At 69.4% G+C, this 26,554-nt stretch carries 23 protein-coding genes and 2 tRNA genes; 16 read left to right on the top strand and 9 right to left on the bottom strand.

Features of this window, described 5'->3' with window-relative positions; all coding sequences use genetic code 11:
- Nucleotides 1-114 precede the first annotated feature (114 nt).
- Nucleotides 115-2,286 carry an NlpC/P60 family protein gene (locus tag HJ588_RS05080; protein ID WP_171152667.1) on the bottom strand — a complete coding sequence of 724 codons (2,172 nt, stop codon included), beginning with the start codon at nt 2,284-2,286 and terminating at the stop codon, nt 115-117.
- A gap of 155 nt (nt 2,287-2,441) precedes the next feature.
- A tRNA-Gly gene (locus tag HJ588_RS05085) sits at nt 2,442-2,512 on the bottom strand.
- Nucleotides 2,513-2,643: 131 nt separating this feature from the next.
- On the opposite strand from HJ588_RS05085, the gene dcd reads away from it, so the two are divergent.
- The 9 genes from dcd (at nt 2,644) to HJ588_RS05130 (ending at nt 12,365) form a co-directional block, all read left to right on the top strand.
- Entirely contained in the window at nt 2,644-3,219 is a 576-nt protein-coding gene (dcd, locus tag HJ588_RS05090; RefSeq protein ID WP_171152669.1) for a dCTP deaminase, read from the top strand.
- The gene (locus tag HJ588_RS05095) at nt 3,219-3,887 is read left to right on the top strand and encodes an alpha/beta hydrolase (protein ID WP_171152671.1); all 669 of its coding nucleotides are present in this window, start codon (nt 3,219-3,221) and stop codon (nt 3,885-3,887) included. The genes dcd and HJ588_RS05095 overlap by 1 nt, the downstream gene beginning before the upstream one ends.
- A gap of 75 nt (nt 3,888-3,962) precedes the next feature.
- A complete protein-coding gene (locus HJ588_RS05100; RefSeq protein ID WP_171152674.1) occupies nt 3,963-5,105 on the top strand; it encodes an ABC transporter ATP-binding protein in 1,143 nt (380 codons plus the stop codon).
- A gap of 44 nt (nt 5,106-5,149) precedes the next feature.
- Complete coding sequence (locus tag HJ588_RS05105) at nt 5,150-5,761, top strand: ABC transporter permease (protein ID WP_171155401.1); 612 nt, start codon at nt 5,150-5,152, stop codon at nt 5,759-5,761.
- Entirely contained in the window at nt 5,758-6,519 is a 762-nt protein-coding gene (locus tag HJ588_RS05110) for an ABC transporter permease (RefSeq protein ID WP_171152676.1), read from the top strand. Before HJ588_RS05105 ends, HJ588_RS05110 begins: the two co-directional genes overlap by 4 nt.
- Nucleotides 6,516-7,454, top strand: a complete 939-nt coding sequence (locus tag HJ588_RS05115; protein WP_171152678.1) for an ABC transporter substrate-binding protein — start codon at nt 6,516-6,518, stop codon at nt 7,452-7,454. Before HJ588_RS05110 ends, HJ588_RS05115 begins: the two co-directional genes overlap by 4 nt.
- 389 nt (nt 7,455-7,843) lie before the next feature.
- On the top strand, nt 7,844-8,449 hold the full coding sequence (locus tag HJ588_RS19725; protein WP_343036600.1) for a TetR/AcrR family transcriptional regulator: 606 nt from the start codon (nt 7,844-7,846) through the stop codon (nt 8,447-8,449).
- Nucleotides 8,450-8,475: 26 nt separating this feature from the next.
- The gene (locus HJ588_RS05125; RefSeq protein WP_171152680.1) at nt 8,476-10,212 is read left to right on the top strand and encodes an ABC transporter ATP-binding protein; all 1,737 of its coding nucleotides are present in this window, start codon (nt 8,476-8,478) and stop codon (nt 10,210-10,212) included.
- Nucleotides 10,213-10,367: 155 nt separating this feature from the next.
- Nucleotides 10,368-12,365: an ABC transporter ATP-binding protein gene (locus HJ588_RS05130; protein WP_212755300.1), complete on the top strand. Its 1,998-nt coding sequence runs from the start codon at nt 10,368-10,370 to the stop codon at nt 12,363-12,365.
- Between the two features lie 62 nt (nt 12,366-12,427).
- On the opposite strand, the gene HJ588_RS05135 is transcribed toward HJ588_RS05130, so the two are convergent.
- Genes HJ588_RS05135 through HJ588_RS05145 form a run of 3 tightly spaced genes read right to left on the bottom strand, consistent with a single transcriptional unit; the run spans nt 12,428 to nt 14,794 of the window.
- Complete coding sequence (locus tag HJ588_RS05135) at nt 12,428-13,837, bottom strand: esterase/lipase family protein (RefSeq protein WP_171152682.1); 1,410 nt, start codon at nt 13,835-13,837, stop codon at nt 12,428-12,430.
- On the bottom strand, nt 13,830-14,480 hold the full coding sequence (locus tag HJ588_RS05140) for a hypothetical protein (protein WP_171152685.1): 651 nt from the start codon (nt 14,478-14,480) through the stop codon (nt 13,830-13,832). The genes HJ588_RS05135 and HJ588_RS05140 overlap by 8 nt, the downstream gene beginning before the upstream one ends.
- The gene (locus tag HJ588_RS05145) at nt 14,477-14,794 is read right to left on the bottom strand and encodes a hypothetical protein (RefSeq protein ID WP_171152687.1); all 318 of its coding nucleotides are present in this window, start codon (nt 14,792-14,794) and stop codon (nt 14,477-14,479) included. Before HJ588_RS05145 ends, HJ588_RS05140 begins: the two co-directional genes overlap by 4 nt.
- A 234-nt stretch (nt 14,795-15,028) precedes the next feature.
- On the opposite strand from HJ588_RS05145, the gene egtB reads away from it, so the two are divergent.
- Genes egtB through HJ588_RS05160 form a run of 3 tightly spaced genes read left to right on the top strand, consistent with a single transcriptional unit; the run spans nt 15,029 to nt 18,576 of the window.
- Nucleotides 15,029-16,453 (top strand): ergothioneine biosynthesis protein EgtB, encoded by a 1,425-nt coding sequence (gene egtB / locus HJ588_RS05150; protein WP_171152690.1) that lies wholly within the window; start codon nt 15,029-15,031, stop codon nt 16,451-16,453.
- Nucleotides 16,450-17,436: an L-histidine N(alpha)-methyltransferase gene (gene egtD / locus HJ588_RS05155; RefSeq protein ID WP_171152692.1), complete on the top strand. Its 987-nt coding sequence runs from the start codon at nt 16,450-16,452 to the stop codon at nt 17,434-17,436. Before egtB ends, egtD begins: the two co-directional genes overlap by 4 nt.
- Nucleotides 17,437-17,460: 24 nt before the next feature.
- Nucleotides 17,461-18,576 (top strand): serine/threonine-protein kinase, encoded by a 1,116-nt coding sequence (locus HJ588_RS05160; RefSeq protein WP_171152694.1) that lies wholly within the window; start codon nt 17,461-17,463, stop codon nt 18,574-18,576.
- Here HJ588_RS05160 and HJ588_RS05165 read toward each other — a convergent pair.
- A complete protein-coding gene (locus HJ588_RS05165) occupies nt 18,573-20,585 on the bottom strand; it encodes a vWA domain-containing protein (protein ID WP_171152696.1) in 2,013 nt (670 codons plus the stop codon). The two genes, HJ588_RS05160 and HJ588_RS05165, sit on opposite strands and share 4 nt — an antisense overlap.
- A gap of 101 nt (nt 20,586-20,686) precedes the next feature.
- On the opposite strand from HJ588_RS05165, the gene HJ588_RS05170 reads away from it, so the two are divergent.
- Nucleotides 20,687-21,217, top strand: a complete 531-nt coding sequence (locus HJ588_RS05170; RefSeq protein ID WP_171152698.1) for a DNA-binding protein — start codon at nt 20,687-20,689, stop codon at nt 21,215-21,217.
- Here the strand turns inward: HJ588_RS05170 and HJ588_RS05175 are convergent, their stop codons facing one another.
- Complete coding sequence (locus HJ588_RS05175; RefSeq protein ID WP_171152700.1) at nt 21,218-23,512, bottom strand: (Fe-S)-binding protein; 2,295 nt, start codon at nt 23,510-23,512, stop codon at nt 21,218-21,220. It abuts the gene before it with no gap.
- A 144-nt stretch (nt 23,513-23,656) separates the two neighbouring features.
- Between HJ588_RS05175 and cysK the strand changes: the two genes are divergently transcribed.
- Together cysK and epsC are read left to right on the top strand one after the other, a co-directional pair.
- The gene (gene cysK / locus HJ588_RS05180; RefSeq protein ID WP_171152702.1) at nt 23,657-24,592 is read left to right on the top strand and encodes a cysteine synthase A; all 936 of its coding nucleotides are present in this window, start codon (nt 23,657-23,659) and stop codon (nt 24,590-24,592) included.
- 102 nt (nt 24,593-24,694) lie between these two features.
- Nucleotides 24,695-25,315 carry a serine O-acetyltransferase EpsC gene (epsC, locus tag HJ588_RS05185; RefSeq protein WP_171152705.1) on the top strand — a complete coding sequence of 207 codons (621 nt, stop codon included), beginning with the start codon at nt 24,695-24,697 and terminating at the stop codon, nt 25,313-25,315.
- Nucleotides 25,316-25,411: 96 nt separating this feature from the next.
- Here the strand turns inward: epsC and HJ588_RS05190 are convergent, their stop codons facing one another.
- Complete coding sequence (locus HJ588_RS05190; protein ID WP_171152708.1) at nt 25,412-25,690, bottom strand: HU family DNA-binding protein; 279 nt, start codon at nt 25,688-25,690, stop codon at nt 25,412-25,414.
- A 191-nt stretch (nt 25,691-25,881) separates the two neighbouring features.
- The gene (locus tag HJ588_RS05195; protein WP_171152710.1) at nt 25,882-26,265 is read right to left on the bottom strand and encodes a hypothetical protein; all 384 of its coding nucleotides are present in this window, start codon (nt 26,263-26,265) and stop codon (nt 25,882-25,884) included.
- Between the two features lie 195 nt (nt 26,266-26,460).
- Between HJ588_RS05195 and HJ588_RS05200 the strand changes: the two genes are divergently transcribed.
- Nucleotides 26,461-26,547: transfer RNA gene (locus HJ588_RS05200), tRNA-Ser, on the top strand.
- Nucleotides 26,548-26,554: the final 7 nt, after the last annotated feature.

Consider the following 26,554-nt stretch of genomic DNA (forward strand, 5'->3'; position numbering starts at 1 on the left):
GGCTCACCTACCGCCGACAGGCTCACTTATCCAGCGCATCACAGGGCCGAAATCGACCGAATAGGTGAGCCGCTCGCCGATAAGTGAGCCTGTCGGCGGGGTGCGTCGCGGCGATCAGTGCGGCCGCAGGGCGGTCCCGGCCGCGCCGAGGTTGACCACCGGGGAGTCGACACCGACACCGGCGGCGTCCTTGGCCGGGATCAGCAGCGCCGCGTCCACGCCGGCCGGCACCTGCACCTGGCCCTTCGCGTCGGGCGTCACCCGCACCGCGTGCCCACCACCGGCGAGCACGAGCGTGAGGCCCGCGCCCGAACCGACCGTGACCGTCTGCCCGGACCGCACCGACAACCAGCCGCCCGCGCTGCCGGCCCTGCCGAGGTCGGTGCCGGACAGCTTTGGCAGCGATGCGTTCCACGAATTCAGTTGCCACAGAGTGTCACTCGCCGGTCGCTGGTCGAGGCGCGTCTGCGGCCGCACCGACCGGAACGGCGTGCCGGAGAGCGGCGTGGTGCCCGCACCGGCAAGCGCGTTGGTCGACGAGGTGGTGAACGGACGCTTGGCTCCGAGCGTCGCCCAGCCCCACGACGACGTCGACAACGGCATGATCTGCACGCGCGTGCCACCAGACTGGATGGTCTGCCCGTTGCCGATGTACATCGAGACGTGCCGGGCGTGCGGGGTGCTGCCGTCATACGTGCCGTAGAAGATGAGGTCGCCGACCTGCAGGTTGTTGTAGCTGACGCTCTGCAACTCGCTGTCGTGCAGCATCTTGTTGGACAGGTCCGACGGCGGGTACTGGTCGTAATAGTTGCTGACCTTGGTCAGGTTGAGGCCACCGGCGCGCAGCGCCTGCGAGATGAAGCCCGAACAGTCGTAACCCAGTGACGTGCCTGGGTTTCCGGTGCCGCCCCACAGGTAGTCGATGCCGTTCTGCGACCTCGCCCACCCGATCGCCGCGTTGATGTGCGCCGTGCGGGTGCTCGCGACCGACGCCTTCAGCGGCGAAATCCAGGTGGAGGAGTTGAAGGGGTAGGGGATCCCGAGGAAGGACCAGAGCGCCGGGTCCAGCTTGGTGGTCGCCGGCCGGCCGCGGTTCGCCAGATACTGCGTGAGCAGCGCCTGAGTCTGCGGGCCCCACACCGAGGAGTTGGTCTTGTTGACCGTCATCCCGAGCTTGCGCTGCATCATGTAGACGGCGGTGCCCTGATATCCCTGGTATTGCACGTTGCCCGACCCGGGTCCGGCCTGGCTGAGATAGGGCCCGGCGTATGGCGAGTTGGGGCACCACCGGTTGTCGATGCCGAGTCGCCCGACCCTGCTGAACCATTGGCTCCAGAGCGCGCAGGGTGCGTAGACGCCCTCGTTGCTCGTCGGCCACCCGGCGGTGTAGAGGCCACCCACCTGGGCGAAGCGCGCATACACGCCGCCCTGCACGAAGTAGCCGTTGGCGCCGTTGCGGGCGTAGACCGCGCCCTGCTTCTGCGACTGGTTGGGGCGCACCATGGTCTGCGCCCACCCGGAGTAGCCGCTGATCGTCGACAGCGCTCCGGTGTCGCTGGTCGGCCAGCCGAATCTTGCCGGATTCCAATAGGTTTGGGTGTTGTGCGTCATCACGTGGGTGCCGTATGCCGTGGTGTCGGCGATCAGCCCACGGTCGAACCGCTCGTAGGTGCCGCTCGCGCCGAAGCCGGACGCGTTGGTGACCTGGCTGGTCGGCCAGCCGAGGCCGAACAGGCCGTTCTGCTGGGCGAACTTGGCGAACGTGCGCCCGGTGACGAAGTAGCCGGGTCCACCGGTCTTGGCGTAGCCGGCGCCGCGCGCGTAGGCGCCCTGGTTGGGGCGCATGAAGTAGGTCGACGTGCCGGCCGAGCCGTTGATCGTGGGCAGGGCGCCGCCGTTGCCGGCGGGCCAGCCGTGCACCTGGACGTTCCAGGTCTGCTCCAGACCGCCGCCGATCGTGAACGTGCCGAGTGGTGAACCGACGACGTACCCGTCGGTGTAGCGCTGATACCAGCCGCTCATGCCCCACGCGGTGGCGTTGACTACCGGGCCGGTCGGCGTGCCGAGCTGGTGCAGCCCGGCGACCGCGCGCGTGGTCTGCGTGACTGCCGGCATACCCGATGCAGGTGCGGCCAGTGCTCCGCCGATCGGCAGCAGGCTGACGACGGCCCCGAGGGCGAGACCTCGTGTCACCGGCCGGCCGCGCTGGTGGCGGATCCGGTCGGTCTGGCCTGCGGTCCGGGTCGGTCCGGACCAACTGTTGTGCAGCTTCGGTGCATTCATCATCCGCGCCCGGCGCTGATTCCCCAATGAGCGCTCGGGCTTCCCCCTTCGCGATCAGCATAGGAAGGGTCGTGCCGATGGGCCAGTGGGAGAGGCGATTTCGCGATGGGGTGGACGCCCCATCAGGGCCCGTTGCGGGCCGTGGGAAGAGCTCGAAGAGCGAGTGACGAGAATCGAACTCGCGTATTCAGCTTGGGAAGCTGATGTTCTACCATTGAACTACACTCGCGTGACTCGGCAGATGCCCTTTTGCATTGGCGCTTTTGCATCGGCGCTTGACTGAGACCTTCCGAGTCGCTCCGGAGTCTAACCCACGGCACGTTCGTCCCCGCGCACCCGGCTCCCGGGTAGCGTGACCCCGTGCTCCTCTCCGACCGCGACATTCGCGCCCAGATCGACGCCGGCCGCGTGCGCCTCGACCCGTATGACGAGACGATGATCCAGCCGTCGAGCATCGACATCAGGCTCGACCGCTACTTCCGGTTGTTCGACAACCACAAGTACCCGTTCATCGACCCGTCCGCCGAGCAGGACGAGCTGACCCGGCTGATCGAGACCGCACCGGAAGAGCCGTTCGTGTTGCACCCCGGGGAGTTCGTGCTGGGGTCGACCTACGAGCAGGTCACGCTGCCGGACGACGTCGCGGCGCGGGTGGAGGGCAAGTCGAGTCTCGGGCGCCTCGGGCTGCTCACGCATGCCACGGCGGGCTTCGTCGACCCGGGCTTCTCCGGTCACGTCACGCTCGAGCTGTCCAACGTGGCGACGCTGCCGATCAAGTTGTGGCCCGGCATGAAGATCGGCCAGCTGTGCTTCTTCCAGCTCAGCAGTCCGGCCGAAAACCCTTACGGCAGTGCAAAATACGGTTCGCACTACCAGGGTCAGCGCGGCCCGACGGCAAGCCGCTCCTACAGCAACTTCCACCGCACGCAGGTCTGATGAGCGACTTCACGACGGGCCCCGGTCACGACGGAGGCCATCCCTTCCTCGTCTCGCCGACCCTGCGCAGCCGCCCGGAAGCGGTCGTGCTGGTGCTGCACGGCGGCGCCGAGCACAGCACGGACCGCACGACCAAGTGGGCGCCGCCGGTGCTGCGGATGCTGCCGTTCGCACGCGATCTGCGCAGGCGCAGCCGGGGGCGGCTTGCGCCATACGTGCTGCGCGACGCGGTGCGCGGCTACAACGACGACAAACGGTCGCCGGTCGTCGACGCCCGATGGGCCCTCGAGCGGATCCGCGAGCTGCACCCCGGCCGCCCGGTCGGTCTGCTCGGTCACTCGATGGGTGGTCGAGTCGCGTTGGAACTGGCCGGAAGTGACGGTGTCGAGGCCGTCGTCGGGCTCGCCCCGTGGGTGCCCGAGCAGTATGACGTGACTCCCTTTCTCGACCTCCACACCCTGCTGCTCCACGGCTCGCACGATCGCGTCACCGACCCGCGGGAGACCAAGAAGCTTGCCGCACGCATCGCCGCCGCGGGAGGGGATGCGCGCTTCGAGTCGCTGCCCGACTGGCACGCGATGCTCCGGCGTTCGCGCAGCTGGCACCGGCTGTCCTCGCAGTTCCTCGAGAAGGCCCTGCTGCCCGCCCGCGGCATCGGCGATTCGTGATCGATCTGTGATCAAAGGCATAACAGGGCGTTTTCGTCTGCACGGTGTCCGTCCCCTGCGTTAGGTTGGTTCGCCATGATCCGCTTTGAGCAGGTCGTCAAGAAGTTCCCCGACGGCACGACGGCGGTCGACCATCTCTCCCTGGAGGCGCCGACCGGCAAGATCACCGTGCTCGTCGGTCCTTCCGGCTGCGGCAAGACGACGTCGCTGCGCATGATCAACCGGATGATCGACCCGACCGAGGGTCGCATCCTCATCGACGACCAGAACGTCATGGACGTCGACGCACCGAAGCTGCGCCGCGGCATCGGCTACGTGATCCAGCACGCCGGGCTCTTCCCGCACCGCACGGTCGCCGAGAACGTCGCGACCGTGCCGCTGCTGCTCGGCACACCCAAGGCCGAGGCGAAGAAGCGCGCCCACGAAGTCCTCGAACTCGTCGGGCTGCCAGGAGATTTCGCCAACCGCTACCCGGCTCAGCTGTCCGGCGGGCAGCAGCAGCGCGTCGGTGTGGCGCGCGCCCTGGCCGCAGACCCGCCGGTGATGCTGATGGACGAGCCGTTCAGTGCGGTCGACCCCGTGGTGCGCGACCAGCTGCAGGATGAGTTCCTCCGGCTGCAGGGCGAGCTCGGCAAGACCATCGTCTTCGTCACCCACGACATCGACGAGGCGATCAAGCTCGGCGACCAGGTCGCGGTCATGCGGGTGGGCGGCAAGCTCGCGCAACTGGCCGAGCCGGCATACCTGCTGGCGCACCCGATCGACGACTTCGTCTCCGACTTCATCGGCCGCGACCGCGGTTATCGAGCGTTGAGCTTCACCGACGCGCCGCGACTGCCGCTCGCTCCCGAGCCGACCGTCGAGATCGGTGCGAGCGTCGATGAGGCACGCGCGGCCACCGGCGACGACTGGCTGCTCGTCGTCGAGGACGGCCGCCCGCAGGGCTGGGTCGAGCCGTCGCGGATCACCGCCCCGATCGAGCAGGCCATGCTGCACCGCGGTGGCACGGTCGCCGCCGCCGACGGCCCGTTGCGCGCCGCGCTCGACGCGGCGCTGTCCTCCCCGAGCCGGCGCGGCGTGATCGTCGACGGCGACGGCAAGCTGCTCGGCACCGTCCGCGCGCACCAGGTGCTCTCGGCGATCGAGCAGGCCGATCGGCCGGAGGTGCACGAGGAGGACATTGCGCCGACCGAGCCGGTCAGCGGGACCACGCCGTGAAGACCCTCGATCTGAGCTACGTGTCGGACAACTGGTCCGACATCATGCAACGCGCCTGGCAGCACGCCGTGCTGGCCGGGTTGCCACTGCTGCTCGGGCTGGCGATCGCGCTGCCGCTCGGGTGGTGGGCGCGGCGGTCGGCCCGTCTGCGCCCGATCCTGATCGGTGGTGCGGGACTGCTCTACACGATCCCGTCGCTCGCGCTCTTCATCGTGATGCCGGTCATCCTCGGCACCAAGATCCTGAGCCCCTGGAACGTCATCGTCGCGATGACGCTCTACACGCTGGCGCTGCTGGTGCGCACCGTCGTCGACGGGCTGAGCGCAGTGCCGAACGACGTCGAACAGGCAGCAACCGCAATGGGATACACGCCCGTGAGGCGCTTCTTCGGGGTTGACCTCCCCCTCGCGGTTCCGGTCATCGCCGGTGGCCTGCGGGTGGCGGCGGTCAGCAACGTGTCGATCGTCAGCGTCGCGTCGCTGCTCGGGGTGAGCCAGCTCGGTTACTACATCACCAACGGCTACCAGCGGTCCTACTCGATCGAGGTCTGGGTCGGCATCGTCGGCTGCCTGGTGCTGGCCCTGCTCTTCGACCTGGTGATCCAGCTGGTCTCCCGCGCGCTCACCCCCTGGCTGCGAGTGAGGGGCGCGTCATGATCCTGACCGACACGTGGCACTGGCTGGTCAACGGCGCCAACTGGAGCGGCACCGACGGCATCCTGCACCGGCTCGAGCAGCACGTCATCTACACCCTGATCACGCTGGTGATCGCCTGCCTGATCGCGCTGCCGCTCGGCTTCTGGATCGCGCACACCGGCCGCGGCCGCTTCCTGGTCAGCCTCGCCAACGCGGCGCGCGCGGTGCCCAGCCTCGGACTGCTCTGCATCCTCGGCATCTGGGCCTCCAGCCACATCAGCGGCGACCTGGCGCTGACCGGGCCGAGCATCGCCGTGCTGGTCGTGCTCGCCCTGCCGCCGCTGCTCGCCGGCGCCTATGCCGGCATCACCGAGGTCGACCCCGCAGCGCGCGACGCCGCCAAGGGCATGGGTATGACGGGCACCCAGGTCTTCACCAAGGTCGAGCTGCCCAACTCGCTGCCCCTCGTCTTCTCCGGACTGCGCAGCGCGAGCCTGCAGGTCATCGCCACCGCGACGATCGCGGCGTTCCTCGGCATCGGCGGGCTCGGCCGCTTCCTGCTCGACGGCCAGGCGAGCGGCGAATACCAGGTCATGATCGGCGGGTCGGTGCTCGTCGCGGCGCTCGCGCTGCTGGTCGACCTGCTCTTCGCTGTGGCGCAGCGGCGCCTTGTCTCGCCGGGCCTGACCGGCCGCCGCGTGCACCGTCATACAACGGGAGCGGGGAGTGGAAACCTCGATCCGGCAACGATTCCCGATGACAAAAGGGTCACCGCATGAGACACCTACGTAGGCAGACCGCGGCCCTGGTCGCGACCGCTTTCGCCATACCGACACTCGCGGCGTGCGGACTGTCCGGTGACGCGCTGCAGAGCGGTGGTGGCGGTGGCTCGTGTTCGTCCGCGCAGCCGAAGGCGGGCACGGTCAGCATCGGCTCGGCCAACTTCCCCGAGTCCCAGCTGCTGGCCGACATCTACGCGGCGGCGCTCAAGGGCGCCGGGGTCAAGACCACGACGACCGACCCGATCGGCGCGCGCGAGGCCTACCTCAAGGCGCTCGACGACGGATCCATCCAGCTGGTGCCGGAATACACCGGTTCGCTGCTGACCTACCTCAACCCGAAGGCGACCGAGAAGGCGCCGGACGAGGTGTATGCCGCGCTGATCACGACCATCCCGTGCAGTCAGCTCGCGCTCAATCCGTCGCAGGCGCAGGACAGCAACGCGATGGTGGTGTCCAAGGCGACCGCCGACAAGTGGAACCTCAAGACCGTGAGTGACCTGGCCAAGCACGCCGGTGACGTCACGGTCGCGGCGCCGCCGGAGTTCCGCAGCCGCGACCAGGGGCTGGTGGGGCTGAAGGCGACCTACAACTTCACCCCGAAGAACTTCCTGCCGCTGTCGGCGACGCCGGCCATCGTGTCGGCGTTGAAGAACAACCAGGCGCAGGCCGCCAACATCTTCTCCACCGACCCGTCGATCAAGCAGAACAACTTCGTCATCCTGCGCGACGACAAGCAGCTCTTCGGCTCCGACCAGGTCGTCCCGCTGATCTCGCGATCCTCGGCGACCCCCAAGGTGCAGGTCGCGCTCAACAAGATCTCGGCGAAGCTGACCACCGACAACCTCGGTGAGATGGTCAAGCAGGTCGTCGTCGACAAGAAGGACCCGAAGGCGGTCGCCGACGCGTTCGTGAAGCAGCAGGGTCTCGGCTGAGGTAGCTCCGCCAGTGGCTGCGTTCACGCCGCGGCGCCGCTCGGCTCCGCGGCACCGCTCGGTTGCGTGAGCGAGCCGGAGCACCGCCAGTCTCTCCACCGAGAGGCACACATCCGCACTGAGCGGACTACACATTCGGCGCACATTTGTGGTCCTCTCGGCGCGGTGTTGTGCCTGTCGATCAGGGGGCTCGCTGGTCGGCGCGAGCGTGCAGAAGTCGCGACGGTTGCGGGGTGTGCACGCGGATGGGGCCGGGCGTGCAGAAGTCGCGACGGTTGCGGGGTGTGCACGTGGATCGGGGCGCTGGCGTGCAGAAGTCGCGACGGTAGCGGCTCGCGCACGCACTACTGAATGAGTGAGCGCTCACTCATTTGTGTTACGGTCATCCCGTGGGCAGCCAACGCACGAGCGCCAGGACCGCCAAGCGCGCCGCTCCGATGAAACCGGAGGAGCGGCGTGAAGCGTTGATCGTGGCGACCATCGAGGCGGTCCGTGCGCATCGTCAACGGCCGAGCACCAAGCAGATCGCGCAGGCTGCGGGAGTGGCGGAGGGCACGATCTTCCGGGTGTTCGACAGCAAGGACGAGCTGTTCGACGCGGTGATCGATCGGGTGCTCGACCCGGAGCCGTTCCTGCAGCGGCTGACCGAGATCGACCCGAGTGCCGACTTCGAAACTCGATTGACGGCATACGTCGGCCTGCTGCAACGTCGCTTCCAGGAGATTTTCGAGTTGATGGATGCGCTGGGCCTGGTCGGGCCGCCGGAGCGGCATCGGGACCGGCCGAAGCGTGATCGCGAGATCGCGTCACGCATCCGGGAGGTATTCGTCGACGACGAGCCACTCCTGCGCGTGTCCCTCGATCAACTGCTCCTGCAGGTGCGACTGCTCACCTTCGCCGGAAGCCATCACCACATCTCCGACGAACACATCCTCACCCCCGAGCAGGTCGTCGACACCATCCTGCACGGCGTGCTCAAACGCGGAAACGACTGAAAACACAAGACTTTCAAGGGAAACTCATGCTGTTACAACTCATCAAGACCAGACTCAGGCCGTATGGCGGCCTGCTCGCGGCACTCGCGGTGCTGCAACTGATCAATGTCGGCGCCAACCTCTACCTACCGACGCTCAACGCGGACATCATCGACAAGGGCGTCACCCGCGGCGACACCGGCTACATCTGGCACACCGGCGGCATCATGCTCGCCATCTCTCTGGTGCAGGTCGTCGGCTCGATCGGCGCGGCATACATGGGCGCCCGGATCGCGATGTTCTTCGGGCGCGACACCCGCACGTCGGTGTTCCGTGCGGTCGGCCGGTTCTCCGCGCGCGAGGTCGGCCAGTTCGGTGCACCATCGCTGATCACCCGCAGCACCAACGACGTGCAGCAGGTGCAGTTGCTCGTGCTGATGGGCTGCACCCTGATGATCTCGGCGCCGATCATGATGGTCGGCGGGGTGATCATGGCGCTGCGCCAGGACGCCGGTCTGTCCTGGCTGGTGCTGGTCGCGGTCGTCGTGCTCGCGGTCGCCGTCGGACTCATCGTGCGCAAGATGGTGCCCGGCTTCCGATTGGTGCAGACCCGCATCGACACCGTCAATCGTGTGATGCGAGAGCACCTTTCGGGGGTGCGCGTGATCCGCGCGTTCACCCGCGAACCCTATGAGACCGGGCGGTTCGGCACGGCGACCGACGAACTCACCGACATCTCGGTGCGGGTCGGGAGCCTGATGATGATCATGTTCCCGTTGGTCTTCATGGTCATGAACCTCTCGACGGTCGGCGTCTGGTGGTTCGGCGCGCACCAGGTCGCCGCCGGCGACGTGCAGATCGGGTCGCTGTCGGCATACATGACCTACCTCATCCAGATCCTGATGTCGGTGATGATGGCGACGTTCATGTTCATGATGATCCCGCGGGCGGCGGTTGCCGCCGAACGCATCGGCGAGGTCGTCAACACCGAGCCGTCCGTGCAGGCACCGAGCGAGCCGGTGACGCCCGAAAACGTCCGCGGCGTCGTCGAACTCAAGGGTGCGACGATGCAGTATCCCGGGGCCGACCAGCCTGTGCTGCGCGACATCAACCTGTATGCCGAGCCGGGCCAGACGGTCGCGATCATCGGCTCGACCGGCTCGGGCAAGAGCACCCTGCTCTCGTTGATCGCCCGCCTGTTCGACGCCACGGACGGGCAGGTGCTGGTCGACGGCGTCGACGTGCGGCAACTCGACCCGACCCTGCTCTGGGGGCACATCGGCATCGTGCCGCAGAAGGCCTATCTCTTCTCCGGGACGGTCGCGTCCAATCTGCGCTATGGCAACCCGGACGCGACCGACGACGAGCTCTGGCAGGCGTTGGAGGTCGCGCAGGCGCGCGATTTCGTCGAGCGGCTCGACGGCGGTCTCGACGCACCGATCAACCAGGGCGGCACCAACGTCTCGGGAGGTCAGCGGCAGCGGCTCTGCATCGCACGTGCGCTGGTCGCCGCCCCGCGCATCTACCTCTTCGACGACTCGTTCTCGGCGCTCGACCTGGCAACCGATCAGCGGTTGCGCCGGGCGTTGGCGCCCCGGGTACACGACGCGACCGTTTTCATTGTGGCGCAACGTGTTTCGACCATCCAGGGCGCCGACAAGATCGTCGTGCTGGACGACGGCGACGCGGTAGGGGTCGGCAGGCACGAGGAACTGCTCGCGACGTGCCCGCCATACCGGGAGATCGTCGAGTCGCAACTGGGCGGGAACGAGGAGGTGGCCTGATGAGCGCCGACCGAGCCGAGGACACGAGCGAGGGACGAGCGGGGCCCGCAGGTGAGGGCAGAGGCGCGACAGAGGGCATGAGCGCCGACCGAGCCGAGGACACGAGCGAGGGACGAGCGGGGCCCGCAGGTGAGGGCAGAGGCGCGACAGAGAGCATGAGCGGGACGAGGAATGACAACAAGACCGCCGACCCCGGCCCGGCGGACGCCAAGCCGGTGCGTCGCGGGGGAGGCCCCGCGATGGGCGTCGGCATGGGCGAGAAGTCGAAGGACTTCTGGGGCTCGGCCAAGCGGCTGCTCGGCCGGCTCGCCCCGCACCGTGCGACGTTGATCGTGATCCTGGTGCTGACCGTTGCGTCGGTCGCGCTGAACGTGATCGGTCCGAAGGTGCTCGGGCAGGCTGTCGACAAGATCTACTCGGGCGCGGTGGGGGCGCAACTGCCGGCCGGCCAGACCAAGCAGGCGGTCGTGGACGCGCTGCGCGCCCGCGGCGACGACACGTTCGCCGACATGGTGTCCGGCATGACCGTCACGCCCGGCGTCGGCATCGACTTCGGCGCCGTCGGCCGCATCCTGCTGATCGTGCTGGTGCTCTACCTGTGTGCCGGACTGTTCCAGTTCCTGCAGGCCCGGCTGCTCAACCGGGTGGTGCAGCGCACCATGAACACGCTGCGCAAGGACGTCGAGGACAAGATCAACCGGGTGCCTCTGCGATACCTGGACGGCCAGCCGCGCGGCGAACTCCTCTCGCGGGTGACCAACGACATCGACAACATCGGCCAGTCGATGCAGCAGACGGTGAGCCAGCTGCTGGTCAACGGCCTCACCGTGATCGGCGTCATCGTGATGATGCTGACGATCTCGTGGTGGCTGACGCTGATCGCGATGATCGCCATCCCGATCGTGCTCGTGGTGACCAAGCAGGTGATGGCGCGCTCGCAGAAGCTCTTCATCGCCCAGTGGGGGCATACCGGCCGGCTCAACGGGCAGATCGAGGAGACCTTCACCGGCCACGAGCTGGTCAAGGTCTTCGGCCGGCAGCAGGAGGTCGACGCCCGTTTCGACGAGACCAACGAACAACTCACCAACGTGAGCTGGCGCGCACAGTTCGTGAGTGGGCTGGTGATGCCGATCATGATGTTCGTCGGCAACCTGCAGTACGTCGTGGTCTGTGTGATCGGTGGCCTGCAGGTGGCGAACGGTTCGATGACGCTCGGCAATGTGACTGCGTTCGTGCAGTATTCGCGGCAGTTCACCCAGCCGCTCACCCAGCTGGCGTCGATGGTCAACCTGATGCAGTCGGGCGTCGCGAGCGCCGAGCGGGTCTTCGAGGTGCTCGACGCCCCGGAGCAGGTGCCCGAGCGCGACGAGCCGATGGCTCCCACCAAGGGTGCGGTCGAGTTCGACCGCGTCTCCTTCGGGTATGACGCAGGGCACCCGCTCATCGAGGATCTCTCGCTGCGTGTCGAGCCTGGCCAGACGGTCGCGATCGTCGGCCCGACCGGTGCCGGCAAGACCACCCTGGTCAACCTGATCATGCGGTTCTATGAGCTCGACTCCGGCCGGATCCTGATCGACGGTCGCGACATCACCGACGTCTCCCGTCGCCAACTGCGTTCGCGGATCGGGATGGTGCTGCAGGATGCCTGGCTCTTCCACGGCACGATCCGGGAGAACATCGCCTACGGACGCCTCGACGCGACCGAGGACGAGATCATGGCCGCGGCTCGCGCGACCTTCGTCGACCGGTTCGTGCACTCGCTGCCGGACGGCTATGACACGGTCATCGACGAGGAGGGCTCGGGGGTGTCCGCCGGCGAGCGGCAGCTGATCACGATCGCCCGCGCGTTCCTCGCCGACCCGGCGATGCTGATCCTCGACGAGGCGACGTCGTCGGTCGACACCCGCACCGAGGTGATGCTGCAGGAGGCGATGGCGGCGCTCCGGTCGGATCGCACGAGTTTCGTGATCGCACACCGGCTTTCGACGATCCGTGATGCCGACACCATCCTGGTGATGGAGGACGGCCGCATCGTGGAGCAGGGCAATCACGAGGACCTGCTGCGGGCGCGGGGTGCCTACTACCGGCTCTACATGTCGCAGTTCGAGGGAGCGGTCGCGGGCGAGGACGAGGAGCTCGCGGTCGGGCAGTAGAGCCTCGCTGCGGGACCCTCGCCGCGGGGTGTCCGTCGGCGGGCGAGGCAGCACGCGGACGGTCACTCACGGGTCAGCTCGAAGTCGAACACCTCCTCGTCGCCGTCCAGCCAGCGCGCGTTGCGGCCGTACCACTGCTGCAGCTGCGGGTCGGGGTTGCGCCGGCCGAGTTCGCGCGTCGACCGGGCGTAACGGTTGGCGTCGTGGGCTGCGGAGGCCTCGCGGGTCTCCTGCGCGCCTCGCGGATCGCACTGCACCCGCACGCGATTGAGCACATCGGGCTCGTCCCGGGAGTCCAGCCGCGGAATCGGATCGCGCACATCCTCCAGCGCGAGCAGGTGCACGTCGTCCGGCAGCGCGATGCGGGACACCGGTGCTCCGGCGGTGACGACCTCCTGCACGTCGTAGGTCTGCCGGAACGCCCGGTCGGCGGCCATCCGGGCGGCGATGATGCCGCCCTGGCTGTGGCCGACCAGCATCACCGGCTCGGTGCCGGGAGCGACCCCCGACTCGTCCATCGCCGCCAGTAGGGCGCGCTCGATCGCCGGGTAGAGCCGCGACGGCACCCCGGACTCGCTCTCCAGATTGGCCGCAAGATCTGACGGGCCGCGCGGGGTGCCGAGGGCGAACGTCGCGGTGCCGGGGATCAGCACCACCCACGCACCGCGGCCGTCGACACCGACCGTCCGGCGCACCCGGACGACCGAACGATCCTCGCCCGAGGCGTGTTCGACGCTGCTGGCATCGGCGACCAGGTCCGCGATCGCCCGGGGGTGTCCGGCGGATCGGCGCGTGCCGGTCTGCCGGGTGGCGATCGGGCGGCTCTGCGCGAACAGTCCGCTGCGGCGGGTGACGAAGAGCAGAGCCGCGATCTGCTCCTCGAAGCCGAGCCCGCGGGCGAGACCCGGGACAGTCGCGACGTCGACCAGCCCGTCGGTCATCTCCGGGTCGTCGTAGAGCTCGTGGTTGAACGCGTCGGTGAAGTCGTCGGTCCAGGAGCCCAGGTCGGGGTGTGACACCCCGACCTGCCGTCCGCCGATGGTGATCCCCGACGTGGTCCAGTCCGCTGTCAAACCGGCGATGACGGCCGAGTCGACCGCGGCCGTCGCGATCCGTGGCACGGCCGTCGCCGCATTCAGCGCGGCGAGCGCGCGGCGTTGGGCGGCGTCGGTCAGCTCGTAAGCAGTCGCGCTCCACCGCATCCCGCTCGCAACGAACTCCATCCGCAGCCGCAATGTCCCGAGCGAGGCGGTCAGACCCGCAACCTCCTCGGCGATCGTCGCAGCCGAACCCGGCGACAGGACAGCGCTTTTCGCCGGAAGTGAGGTGCCGACCGACAGCACCGCGCCGCACAGGTCGCCGGCATCGTCCCCAGACCCGTCGAGCCGCGCCGCCGTGCTGCGCAGATCCAGCAGGTCGGCCTCGGTGGATGCCGAGCCCCCGGTCACCCGGCACTGACCGGTGTCAGGCATCCGCGGCACCCATCAGGAGCCGGACGAAGGTGCCGACCCGGGCCTGGACCCGCTCCGGGGTGAGCGCGGCGAAGCCGATGTCGCCCGCATCGTCGGCGTGCAGGCAGCCCCAACCGTGCTCGAGCAACTGCATCGAGGCGCAGGCCCGGCATTCGCCGTCGATGACGAGCGCGATCGCGAGCTGCGCCTGGGCGCCCCACGCGAAATCGGTGATCCACCAGGGCAATCCGCGGATGCCGAGATCAGCACAGGCGACGTCGAGCCGTCGCTGGTCACCCCTGCGCACCAGCTCGGCCAGCGCCAGCAGGTCGCCGGCGCCGAGCTTCTCCTCGGCGACGGGCGGCGACGCGCGGCCGGCCACGGCACCCACCGCCCCCACTAAGCACTGGAGCGCGGGCACGACCCGGGCGAGCTCGCGACTGAGCCGGTCGCCCGGCCCGCGGGTGAGCAGCGGCGTGCGGCCCCGGCGCGGGGTCAGCATGGCGAAGCCGTCGCCAGTGCGCGCGGCCAGTGCGGTCACCGAGCGGGTGGCGGTCTCGGCGTGCAGGACGAGGTGCGGCAGGCGGCGCAGCGCGCCTGCCACTGCGGACGCGTCGGCGTGCTGCAGCGCACTGCTGTGCACCGGCGTGGCTGTCGCGGTCACAGCAGTGACCCCATCGGACTGACCGCCTTCACCACGTCCTTCGCGCCGTCGACGGCAGCGCCGATCGCCCGCTCGTGGTCCTCGACGTGCCGGGCGTGGCTGAGCAGCAACCGGCTCAAGCGGTCGAGATCGTCCGCACGCGCCCGGAAGTCCCGGGCCCGGTCGGCAAGGCGCTCGCGGTAGCGGTCGGCGCCGACGCTGCGCCACTGCACCCCTGCATTCGCTGCGACCGCGGCGGCCGCCGCGCGGGCCCGCACCGCGAGCGCCGCCGCCTGCCGCGCCTGGGCTCTGATCTGCTGCGGATCATCGGACATGGCAACGACGCTAGGCCGGTGCCGGCCCGGGCGTCGGCTCCCGATCGGCAAACTGTGGACAACTGGTGAATTTGTCGGCGGATGTGGATTTCGTTGCGACATACCTGGCCGGTTGTCGGTGCGCGTGCCTAGGCTCGTGGCAAACAGCGATAGCTCGGTCCACCGGCGCTCGTCCCACCGTGTTCCATGGCCCGTTCCATGATTTCGTGGTTCGTATTTCGTGGTTCATGGTTCATGGTTCGTGGTTCATGGGACGCAGCCGCCCGGCCGGCCGAGCAGGAGGTGACCCGCAGCGTGACCACCCAGCTCAGCCCCGCCACCACCGGCCGGTGGACCGACCACTGGACCGCCGACACCTTGGCGAGCCGGTATGACGAGATCCGCGCCCGCACCGAGCAACTCGCGGCGCCGCTCTCCCCGGAGGACCAGACGGTCCAGTCGATGCCCGACGTGTCGCCGACCAAGTGGCACCGCGCGCACGTGACCTGGTTCTTCGAGACCTTCGTGCTGGCCGAGCACGAGCAGCGCTTCGCGCCATACCAGGACAAATACTGGTTCCTGTTCAACAGCTACTACGAGGCCGTCGGCCCGCGTTACGCCCGTGCCGAGCGCGGCCACATCAGCCGGCCGGGCGCTCATGACGTCGGCGACTACCGCGGCAACGTCGATGCCCGCATGCGCGACCTCATCGACACCCTCGACGAGGGTTCGCTCGACAAGCTCGCCGGCACGATCGAGCTCGGATTCCACCACGAGCAGCAGCACCAGGAGTTGCTGCTCATGGACATCAAGCACGTGCTGTCGGTCAACCCCCTCCAGCCGGTGTATGCCGGGAGTCCCGATCCCGCGGGCGCGCCCGACCGGCTGGGCTGGGTCGACGTCGAGGGCGGCCTGGTCGAGATCGGCCACGACGGCGCCGGCTTCTCGTTCGACAACGAACTCCCGCGCCACCGCACGTTTCTCGAGCCCTACCGCCTCGGCGACCGGCTGATCACCAACGGCGAGTGGCTCGACTTCATGGCCGACGGCGGCTACGACCGCGCCGAGCTGTGGCTGTCCGACGGGTGGGGCAGGGTGACCGGCGAGGGCTGGCGGGCGCCGTTCTACTGGCAGCAGGTCGACGGCACCTGGTTCGAGCACACCCTCCACGGCACCTTCCCGGTCGATCCGAGCCTGCCGGTCACCCACGTCAGCCACTACGAGGCCGACGCCTACGCCACCTGGGCAGGCAAGCGGCTGCCGACCGAGGCCGAGTGGGAGCACGCCGCGCAGACCCTGGCCGGCGAGCCGGCCCCCGACGCCAACCTGGCCAATGCCGACACCTTCCACGCCCGCGCGGCAGGGCCGCCCACCGGCGGGCTGCGGCAGCTGTTCGGCGACTGCTGGGAGTGGACGTCGTCGGCATACCTGCCCTATCCGGGTTTCCACCCGGCCGAGGGCGCGATCGGCGAATACAACGGCAAGTTCATGTCCGGCCAGATGGTGCTGCGCGGCGGCTGCGCCCTGACCCCACCCGGTCACACCCGCGCGTCCTACCGCAACTTCTTCCCCGCCGGTGCGCGCTGGCCGATGACCGGCCTGCGCCTCGCCGACGGAGGCGCCAGCGGAGACGTCAACGGAGGCGTCAACGGGGCCATCACGGGAGGCATCGAGCGATGAGCGACGCCCGCGAACCCGTGGTCTCGGTGCTGCTCGACCCCGACTGGGCGGCCGGCAGCCTGGTGGAGGACATCCGGCGCGGCCTCGGCAGCCACCCGCGCACGATCACACCCAAATGGCTCTATGACGACCGCGGCTCCGCCCTCTTCGACGAGATCACCCGGCTGCCCGAGTACTACCCGTTCCGGGCCGAGCACGAGATCCTCACCGCGCACGCCGACGAGATCGTGCAGGCGAGCGGCGCCACCACGCTGATCGAGCTCGGCAGCGGCACCAGCGAGAAGAGCCGGATCCTGCTCGACGCGTTCACCAAGGACGGGCAGCTGAGCCGCTTCTCGCCGGTCGACGTCTCCGAGGCGACCCTGCGGGAGGCCGCCGACACCATCGCCCAGCGCTATCCGGGGCTCGCGGTCGAGGCCGTCGTCGGCGACTTCACCCTGCACCTGGCGCACCTGCCGACCGGCGGCCGCCGCACGGTCGCCTTCCTCGGCGGCACGATCGGCAACCTCTACCGCGAGGAACGCGCCGCCTTCCTCGGCGCGCTCGCCGACGTGCTCGAGCCGGGCGATTCCGTGCTGCTCGGCACCGACCTGGTCAAAAGCGCCGACCGGCTGATCGCGGCCTACCACGACGAGCAGGGGGTGACCGAGGAGTTCGTGCGCAACGTGCTGCGCGTGCTGAGCCGCGAACTCGGCGGCGACCTCGACGTCGGCGCCTTCTCCTACGTGCCGTTCTGGGACCCGCACATGGAGCGGATGGACCTGCGGCTGCGCGCGGAGGAACCGCAGCGGGTGCGGCTGCCCGGCGCCGGCCTCGACTTCGAGCTGGCGAGCGGCGAGGAGCTGCGGGTCGAGATCTCCTCCAAGTTCCGGATCAGCGGCATCGCCGCGGAGCTGGAGGCGGCCGGTCTCACCGTCACCCGGGTCTGGACCGACGAGGCCGGCGACTTCGCGCTCACTCTCGCGACGCGGCCGGGGGAGTAGCCGCCCCCGGGTTAGGGTGCGGCCATGGCAGAGCTGATCGCCGGCCGCTACGAGCTGCACGAGCAGATCGGCACCGGCGGCGTCGGCGCCGTATGGCGTGCCCTCGACCGCAAGCGCGGCGAGTGGGTGGCGGTCAAGGTGCTCACCCAGGCCGAGGCCGGGAGCATGTTGCGGTTCGTGCGCGAACAGTCGCTGCGGGTGCGCCACCCGCACGTCGTGGCCCCGCAGGGCTTCGCCGCCGACGACGACCTGGTGGCGCTCTCGATGGACCTGGTCCGCGGCGGATCGGTCGCCACCCTGCTCGGCGACCACGGCCCGCTCCCCGAGCCCTACGTCGCCGTCCTGCTCGACCAGGTGCTCGACGCGCTCACCGCGATCCACGGAGCCGGCGTCGTGCACCGCGACCTGAAGCCGGCCAACCTGCTGCTCGAGCCGACCGCAGACGGGCGGCCGTTCGTGCGGGTCTGCGACTTCGGCGTCGCCGCGGTCGTCGGTCAGCCCCGCCTGACCGCCCGCGGCACCACGGTCGGCACCGCCGGCTACCTCGCGCCGGAGCAGCTCGCGGGCGCCGACCCCGACCCGCGCAGTGACCTCTATGCCGTCGGCGTCATCGGCCGGCAGCTGCTCACCGGGCAGCCTCCCGCGCAGTCCCTCAGCACAGGGCCGCCCGTCCAGCCGCCCAGCGCGATCCCGGTGGACGGGATCCCGGCGGAGACCGAGGCGCGGCTCACCTCGGTGCTGCGCGCGTTGAGCGCCGAAAACCCGCTGGACCGAGTGCAATCCGCGAGCGAGGCGCGGGCGATGCTCGCGCCGCTCGTGCCTCATGGAGCGCCGTGGGCCGGCGCGGCCGACGCGCCATACGTCTTCGAGCAGGTGGCGGGCGGACCCGCTCCCGAGCCGATGACCGAACGCATCGCCACTCCGGCCACCGGCAGTCAGGTCGCGGTGGCATTGCCGAAACCGAAGCCGAACCCGAAACCGACGCCAAGCCCGCACCCGACGCCGGACCCGCACCCCGCTCTCCCACAAGCCGCACGGCCGGACGACCCGGCGGGCAAGCGGCTGCGCACAGTGATGACCGCGAGCTTCGCGCTCGCGGCCATCCTGCTGGTCGTGCTGCTCGTGCTCCTGATCGGTTAGCGCCGGCGCATCGCGACCGCGGCGACCGTGCCGAGCGCTGCCAGCAGGGCCGCGCCGCCGCCCAGTCCGCCGATCAGCGTCCAGTTGGTCTCACTGGCGCCGGCGGAGACCTCCCGCGGCGCGCCGCCCGCCTCGGTGCCCGCGTCGCCCGAGGTGCCCGCAGTCGCCGAGGCCGACCCAGCAGCCGAGCCCGCACCCGAATCCGAAGGAGTCGCAGTCGATCCCGTGCCTCCCGTGCCTCCCGTCCCTCCCGTGGCGACGTTCGCCACGGTGCCGGTCGGCGTCTTCACCCGCTGACCGGCGGCGAACGCCGGCGCGCCCTCACCGGCCTTGCCCGGCGTCGCGACCTGCAGCGTCATCTTCAGCGGCGACCGCAGCGTGTCGGGCTTCTCCGAGCTCTGCGTGGTGAGCGCGACCGCGACGTAGTAGTCGCCGGGCGCCGATGTCGCCTCGGTCCGGTCGTAGACGGAGCCGCCGTTGGTGTAGCGGATCGGCGTCGTCGCGGACCCGACCATCGCCCCGCTGTCGTCGACCAGCGACGAGTTGCTCAACGTGCCGCTGCCGGTGTCCGGCATGCCCTTCGGCAGGGTGGACTGCACGTAGCCGCCGGCCGGCGACAGGATGGACACCGACAGGTTGCGGTAGCTACCCGCACCGTAGGCCGGGTTCTGCTCGGCCGTCGCCTGCGCCTGCACCTGCTGTCCCCAGGTGGCCGGGACCTTGAAGAACTTCGTCTCGCCCGGCAGCAGGTCGAACGACGAGGTCGAGCCCGCCTGCACCGCCGTCGCGTCCGGCAGACCACTGCCCCCGGCTGCCGGGGTCGGCGTGCCGGCCGCAGGCATCGTCTGCCAGGTCGCATCCTCGGCCTCCCGCGGCAGCACACCCTCGTTGGTTGCTGCCGGCACCTCGACGACGTCGAACTCGACCGGTGTGCCTGCGGCGTCATCGCCCCAATCGGTCTGCGACACGGACAGATTGAGGTCCTGCGATGCGCAGGCCTTGCTGCTCGTGCTGGTGGGCGACGCCGACGACAAGGCGCCGGTGAGCAGGGTGCGGCCGAAGAGGTTGTTGGACGCCGTCGGGGAAGTCGACCCGCAGCTGGTGCCGTCGGGAGTCTTCAATTGCAGTCGCAGCTGGCTGTCCTTGGCCGACGGACGGCTGGTGACCCCGACCAGGAAGGTGCTGCCCGGCATGGTGTGCTTCAGGGCGTAGAACTTGGCGGTCTTGCCGGTGGCCGGGGCCTTGTCGGTCCAGCGGCCGGGGCCGATCACCGGTGCGCCCGAGCTGGTCGGCGTGCCGGTCACGGGTGTGCCCCCGATCGAAAATGGTTGCAGCGCACGGTTTTTCGCGCTCTGCAGTGCCGAGGTCAGCCCGCTGGTGTCTGCTGCGTCGTAGTACTTGCCGTTGGTCGCGGACGAGATGCACTGCAGCTGGCTGCGGGCCTTCTCACTGACCTTGAAGCCGACCACGTCGACCCGCAGGTCGACGCCCTGCCTGGCGAGCTCCTTCGCGGTCACGCACGGGTCGGGTGAGCAGGTTGCCTCGCCGTCGGACACCAGCACGATCGATCGCTGTCCCGTGCTGCCGAGATCCTTGGCCGCCTCCTTCAGCGCGTATGACGTGGGCGTCTGCCCCTTGGGCGAGTAGCGCCCGATCGCCGCGTTGAGCTTGGCCTTGTCGAGCGCACCGACCGGCACGACCTGTTGACTGTCGGAACACGCAGCAGGCGTGTCCCTGCCCGGCGGCTGCGTCGCGCCGTAGACGCGCATGCCGACCTGCGAACCGTCCGGCATGCCGTTCACCATCGTGGTGAGCGCCTGCCGAGCGGCCTGGATCTTGGGTTTGCCGTCGGCCGCCGGATCGGCCATCGAACCGGACGCATCCAGCACGATTTCGAGCTTTCCGGCCGGATCGGCGTGCGCGGCCGGCACGACGACCGCGCCCAGCGTGGCGCTGGCGGACAGGGTTGCGGTGGCTGCCGCCAGGGCGGCGATGCGGGACGTGGACATGATGCGCCTTCCGTTGTTTCCGTTCGTAATGATGCAACTACTGACGGAAACGCCCATCGATGGGTTTCCGATCGTCAACAAAAATTCCTAGGCTGGCCGCCATGGACGACATCGCCGCCGGCCGCGCCGCGCAGACCGAGCTGTATGGCGCGCCCCTCGCACAGGTCATCGAGCAGATCGGCGGCACGCTCGGGCTCACCCAGGGCCGCATCGCGCAGGTGCTCGGACTGTCCGCGCCGATGCTGTCGCACCTGGTGAGCGGTCGCCGGGTCAAGATCGGCAACCCGATGGCGCACGCCCGGCTCACCCGGCTGCGGGCGCTCGCGGGCGACCTCGCCGCCGGGAAACTCACCGGGCAGGAGGCGGCTGCCGTCATACCTGAGATCGAGGCGTCGCAGGACAGTTGGACCACCACCCACACGGTGACGACCGCACTGGCGCCCGATCGCGAGTCGGGCGCGCGGCAGGTGCAGGAGCTCTTCCGTCAGGTCGCCGACGCGGCCGACTGGCTCGCCGTGGCCGACCTCGCCGCACCGGGGCACCCCGAGATCGCCGAGCTGCTGCGCACCTATGGCGCGTCGCGCACCGCCACCGCCGAGGCGCATTGGCAGCGCACGCTGTCCCGCCCCTAGCTACGCAGACGCAGCCGGCTCCGGCGCGTCCTCGCCCGTGCCGTTGCCCTTGCCCCGCTTCACCGCGGCCAGCAGCATGTTCGCCACGTCGACGACCTCGACGTCCTCGCGTGCGTTGCCGTCGGACTGCTCGGCGGTCAGGCCGTCGGTCAGCATCACCCGGCAGAACGGGCAGCCGATCGCGATCCGGTCGGCGCCGGTCGCCACGGCCTCCTTGGTGCGGTTGAGGTTGATGCGCGTGCCGAGCTTCTCCTCCATCCACATGCGCGCGCCACCGGCACCGCAGCAGAAGGAGGTCATGCCCGAGCGCTCCATCTCGCGCAGTTCGACGCCGGGCAGCGAGCCGATCAGCTCGCGCGGCGGCGCGTAGACCCCGTTGTGCCGACCCAGGTAGCAGGGGTCGTGGTAGGTCACGGTCGGGGCGGTCGAGGCGATGTTGGACGTCTCGGCCTCGTCCGGGCGGGCCACCGGCACCAGCTTCTTCTCGCGCACGAGGCGGTTGAGCAGCTGCGTGTGGTGCACCACCTCGTAGTCGCCGCCCAGCTGCGGATACTCGTTCTTCAGCGTGTTGAAGCAGTGTGCGCAGGTGACCACGATCTTGGTGGCGCCGGCCTCCTTGAGCGTCTCGACGTTCTGCGACGCCAGCGCCTGGAAGAGCATCTCGTTGCCCGCACGCCGTGCCGGGTCACCGGTGCAGGCCTCGCCGTCGCCCAGCACGGCGAACGAAACCCCAGCAGTGTCAAGGAGTTCGGCGACCGCGCGGGTCGTCTTCTTGGCGCGGTCCTCGTAGGCGCCGGCGCAGCCGACCCAGAAGAGGTAGTCGACTTCGGACAGCGACTCGACGTCCTGCCCGAAGACCTTCACGTCGAAGGGCAGGCCCTTGGCCCAGTCGAGCCGCGCGCGGGCCGCCATGCCCCACGGGTTCTGCTTGCCCTCGAGGTTCTTGAAGAGGCCGCCGAGCTCGCTCGGGAAGGCCGATTCGATCAGCGTCTGGTAGCGGCGCATGTCGACGATGTGGTCGACGTGCTCGATGTCGACCGGGCACTGCTCGACGCACGCGCCGCAGGTGGTGCACGACCACAGCACGTCCTGGTCGACGATCGCGTCGGCCTCGCCCAGCGGGTTGTATGCCGTGAGCGCCGCCTGCTCGTCATACCCCGTCGCGCCGATCAGCGGGATCTGCGTGATCGGGTTGTCGGCGGTCGCCGGGCCGGTGCCGCCGGCCTTCGCCGCCGCCTCGAGGTAGGGCGCTTTCGCGTGCGCGTGGTCGCGCAGCGTCATCATCAGCAGCTTCGGCGAGAGCGGCTTGTCGGTGTTCCAGGCGGGGCACTGGCTCTGGCAGCGGCCGCACTCGGTGCAGGTGGAGAAGTCGAGCAGGCCCTTCCAGGTGAACTCCTCGACGTTGCCGACCCCGAAGGAGGCGTCCTCGTCGAGCTCCTCGAGCAGCTCCATCGTGACCGGCTTGCCATCGACCTCCATCGGCTGCAGCGCACCGAGCGACGTGCGGCCGTCGGCGTGCCGCTTGAAGAAGATGTTGAAGAAGGCGAGGAAGCGGTGCCAGGCGACGCCCATCGTCACGTTGCGCGAGATGACGATCAGCCAGGTCATCGCGGTGATGATCTTGATCGCCGAGATCACGACGATGAGCGACTTCACGGTGTCGACGTCGAGGGCGTGAAAACCGTTGCCGTACCAGAAGGTCAGCGGGAAGTGCAGGGCGTTCGCGGTGCCCTCGCCCTCGTCCTTGGCGATCGCGTATTCGAGGCCGCGCAACACGAGCACGCAGATGATCTCGATCAGGATGACGATCTCGACGAAGTAGGCCTGCCAGAAGGTCGAGCCGAAGAAGCGCGAGCGGCGCCCGTCGCGGCCGGCCGAGCGGGCCGGGTGGTTCTTGCGGCGGTTCCAGATCAGCCACACGATGCCGATCAGGCCGCCCCAGCCGAGGATCTCGGTGACCCACTCGAAGAGCACGAAGTGGCCGATGATCGGCAGCACGAACGTCGGGTCCCAGATCTGGAAGTAGGACGCGAGCACCGCCAGCGACAGCACGATGAAGGAGATCATCGTGAACCAGTGGGCGACCGCGACGATCGGCAGCCGCGACATCCGGGTGTGCCCGAGGAACTCCCGGATCAGCGTCTTGGTGCGTTCGAGCTTGTGGTCGGAGCGGTTTTCCGGCTGGCCGAGGCGGAAGCCGCCGACGATGCTCAGCACCGCGGGCACCGCGAAGGCGATGCCGGCGGCGGTGATCGCGAGGGTGAGCACCGCGGCGATGATCTGCAGAGCTGACATGAGGGGCAGTCTAACCAGCTGTTACCGGTCAGTAACCTCCGCCGTCGTGGACGCGGCTTGCGCCATACGATAACGGCCTGTTGGAATGGTCATAACGTCTCCACTGCCGCGCTCGGCGGCCCGAGAAAAAAGAAGGTCTCGCTCGTGCCCATCCTCGACGACGTCACCCAGGCGATCGGCAACACCCCGCTGGTCCGCATCAACCGGATCATCGACACTTCGGCCAACGGTGCGACCGTGGCCGCCAAGCTGGAGTTCAACAACCCGGCCGCCTCGGTCAAGGACCGCATCGGTGCCGCGATCATCAAGGCAGCCGAGGATTCGGGGGAGCTGAAGCCGGGCGGCACCATCGTCGAGGCGACCAGCGGCAACACCGGCATCGCGCTCGCGATGGTCGGCGCCGCCAAGGGCTACAACGTCGTGCTGGCCATGCCCGAGACGATGAGCAAGGAGCGCAAGGCCCTCCTCAAGGCGTATGGCGCTGAGCTCATCCTCACCCCGGGCGCCGAGGGCATGAAGGGTGCGGTCGCCAAGGCCGAGGAGATCGCCAAGGAGCGCGGCGGCGTGCTCGCCCGGCAGTTCGCCAACAAGGCCAACCCGCAGATCCACCGCGAGACCACCGCGGAGGAGATCTGGAAGGACACCGACGGCCAGATCGACATCCTCGTCTCCGGCATCGGCACCGGCGGCACCATCACCGGCGTGGGTCAGGTGCTCAAGGACCGCAAGCCGGACGTGCGGATCGTCGCCGTCGAGCCGGCCGAGTCGCCCATCCTCAACGGCGGCGACCCCGGCCCGCACAAGATCCAGGGCCTCGGCGCCAACTTCGTGCCGGAGATCCTCGACCGCGAGGTGTATGACGAGGTCATCGACGTCGACGCGCAGACCGCCGTCGAGTGGGCCCGCAAGGCCGCCACCGACGAGGGCCTGCTGGTCGGCATCTCCTCCGGCGCCGCGCTCGCGGCCGCCGCGCAGGTCGCCGCCCGCCCGGAGTCGGCCGGCAAGACGATCGTCGTGGTCATCCCGAGCTTCGGCGAGCGCTACCTGTCGACCATCCTCTTCGAGGGTCTGCTCGACTGAGACACTGATCGGTATGGCCCGCTCCACGCTGCACGTGACGAGAAGCGTCGTTCCGCTCCTCCTCGTCACTCGTCCCCTGTCGTCGATCCGCCTCCTGCCGGCATGCTGACGACCGGGTCGGGGCGTAAGCCGGTGTCCCAGTCGGTGCGTGACGCCGTCGCGGCGGTCCGGGAGGACCTCGACGCGGCGCTGCTGCGCGACCCGGCGACGACGTCGCGGCTGGAGATGGCGCTCGCCTCACCCGGCCTGCAGGCGCTGTGGGCGCACCGGGTCTCCCACCGCATGTGGCAGCGCGGCGGCCGGTGGCGGCTGCCGGCCCGGCTGGTGTCGCAGGCGGCCCGTGCGGCGACCGGGGTCGAGATCCACCCGGGCGCGACGATCGGTCGCCGGTTCTTCATCGACCACGGGATGGGTGTCGTCATCGGCGAGACGGCCGAGGTCGGCGACGACGTGATGCTCTACCACGGCGTGACACTGGGCGGCCGGTCGCTCGACCGGGTCAAGCGGCACCCGACGGTCGGTGACGGCGTGACGATCGGCGCCGGTGCGCGCGTGCTCGGCCCGGTCTTCATCGGCCCGCACTCCCAGATCGGGGCCAACGCCGTCGTCGTGAAGGACGTCCCGCCGCAGGCGATCGCCACCGGCATACCGGCCAAGGTGCGCTTCCCGCAGTCGCCGTCGGTGCAGCCCGATCTCTATGCCGACCCGGAGTTGTGGATCTGACTCCGGCGCGCGGCGGCTGAGCAAGGGGCTGCACAACGCGATGGGGCGTGGTGACCGACTCGGTCACCACGCCCCATCGCGTTCGTGCGTGAGAGGTCACTCGCCCTTGGCGGCGGCCTTCAGCTTGGAGCCGACGGTCACCTTGGCGGCCTTCGACGCGGGGATCTGGATCTCCTCGCGGGTGCGGGGGTTGCGGCCGGTGCGAGCCGCCCGGTCGACGCGCTCGATGGTGAGCAGGCCCGGCAGCTGGACCTTCTCACCACGGCCGATCGCCTCGAGGATGACGTCGTTGAGGCCGGCGATGACAGCGTTGGCGTCCTTGACGCTCACACCGGTGCGCTGTGCGATCGTGCTCGCGAGGTCAGTGCGGTTCATGAATGGTCCTGTCCTTGTCTCGTGGACCGGCACCCTCCGATGCCGATCCGTCGATCGTGGCAAACCGCCGGGAAACCGACGGCTCCAAACCACCCCCGACCCGGATTTTCCGCGCCGTTGCTGGGGTGTGGCTCGCTCCCACGTTAGACGCCGGAGGGGTCGAGGTCCACGACACCCCGCCCTCGGCGCGTTCAGCGCGTCGGCTTGCCGGCCCTGGCGAGGCTTTCGTCCGCGGCCTCGGCGCTGCTCGCGCCCTGGTCGTATGACGCGCCGTCGGCGAGCGTCCCGGACACGACCGGGCCCGGCTTGTGGCCGACGGCGGCTTGAAACCCAGCAGTGACAGCGCTTTTCGCGGCCTGGCCGGCGCCCTTGATCGCCGCCTGGCCGGCTGCCGCGGCGACCTCGGGACCACGCTGCTTGATCTGCTCGGTGGTCCTGCTGCGCTGATCGACGACCGCAGGGTGGTTCCAGGCGCGCCCGGCGATCTGCCTGATCTGCTCGTATCGCTCGCGGCCGGCGCGCGCTCCGATCACGTATCCGGCGGCGATTCCGACGACGAAGCCCAGCTTGCTCATCGCGGGTCCTTCCTTGTTGTTTCCTTGTTGTTTCTTGTTACCTCGGCGCGTGCTCGCCCGTGCGCGGCAGGTGTTCCAGGCGACCCTACTCGGCGGCCCCGGCGGGTTCGACCGTGCGCCGACGACGCCTGCGTGATCCCGTCGCCGGCCCGACGTACGATGTGCAGGATCTCGTGCGGCCAGGTCGCACGATCAGGAGGGCTCGCATAGTGGCCTAGTGCGGCGGTCTTGAAAACCGCTATGCGTTCACGCGCATCGTGGGTTCGAATCCCACGCCCTCCGCTACCTG

The sequence above is a fragment of the Flexivirga aerilata genome, from assembly GCF_013002715.1.
Classification (GTDB): domain Bacteria; phylum Actinomycetota; class Actinomycetes; order Actinomycetales; family Dermatophilaceae; genus Flexivirga; species Flexivirga aerilata.

Coding starts and splice junctions, on each gene's coding strand:
- egtB (WP_171152690.1), top strand. CDS start 15,029: ATGGTTCGTGGTTCATGGGACGCAGCCGCCCGGCCGGCCGAGCAGGAG.
- HJ588_RS05095 (WP_171152671.1), top strand. CDS start 3,219: ATGAGCGACTTCACGACGGGCCCCGGTCACGACGGAGGCCATCCCTTC.
- epsC (WP_171152705.1), top strand. CDS start 24,695: ATGCTGACGACCGGGTCGGGGCGTAAGCCGGTGTCCCAGTCGGTGCGT.
- egtD (WP_171152692.1), top strand. CDS start 16,450: ATGAGCGACGCCCGCGAACCCGTGGTCTCGGTGCTGCTCGACCCCGAC.
- HJ588_RS05110 (WP_171152676.1), top strand. CDS start 5,758: ATGATCCTGACCGACACGTGGCACTGGCTGGTCAACGGCGCCAACTGG.
- HJ588_RS05195 (WP_171152710.1), bottom strand. CDS start 26,265: ATGAGCAAGCTGGGCTTCGTCGTCGGAATCGCCGCCGGATACGTGATC.
- HJ588_RS05170 (WP_171152698.1), top strand. CDS start 20,687: ATGGACGACATCGCCGCCGGCCGCGCCGCGCAGACCGAGCTGTATGGC.
- HJ588_RS05165 (WP_171152696.1), bottom strand. CDS start 20,585: ATGTCCACGTCCCGCATCGCCGCCCTGGCGGCAGCCACCGCAACCCTG.
- HJ588_RS05160 (WP_171152694.1), top strand. CDS start 17,461: ATGGCAGAGCTGATCGCCGGCCGCTACGAGCTGCACGAGCAGATCGGC.
- HJ588_RS05190 (WP_171152708.1), bottom strand. CDS start 25,690: ATGAACCGCACTGACCTCGCGAGCACGATCGCACAGCGCACCGGTGTG.
- HJ588_RS05135 (WP_171152682.1), bottom strand. CDS start 13,837: ATGCCTGACACCGGTCAGTGCCGGGTGACCGGGGGCTCGGCATCCACC.
- HJ588_RS05105 (WP_171155401.1), top strand. CDS start 5,150: ATGCAACGCGCCTGGCAGCACGCCGTGCTGGCCGGGTTGCCACTGCTG.
- HJ588_RS05130 (WP_212755300.1), top strand. CDS start 10,368: ATGAGCGGGACGAGGAATGACAACAAGACCGCCGACCCCGGCCCGGCG.
- HJ588_RS05145 (WP_171152687.1), bottom strand. CDS start 14,794: ATGTCCGATGATCCGCAGCAGATCAGAGCCCAGGCGCGGCAGGCGGCG.
- HJ588_RS05115 (WP_171152678.1), top strand. CDS start 6,516: ATGAGACACCTACGTAGGCAGACCGCGGCCCTGGTCGCGACCGCTTTC.
- HJ588_RS05080 (WP_171152667.1), bottom strand. CDS start 2,286: ATGATGAATGCACCGAAGCTGCACAACAGTTGGTCCGGACCGACCCGG.
- HJ588_RS05125 (WP_171152680.1), top strand. CDS start 8,476: ATGCTGTTACAACTCATCAAGACCAGACTCAGGCCGTATGGCGGCCTG.
- HJ588_RS05100 (WP_171152674.1), top strand. CDS start 3,963: ATGATCCGCTTTGAGCAGGTCGTCAAGAAGTTCCCCGACGGCACGACG.
- HJ588_RS05175 (WP_171152700.1), bottom strand. CDS start 23,512: ATGTCAGCTCTGCAGATCATCGCCGCGGTGCTCACCCTCGCGATCACC.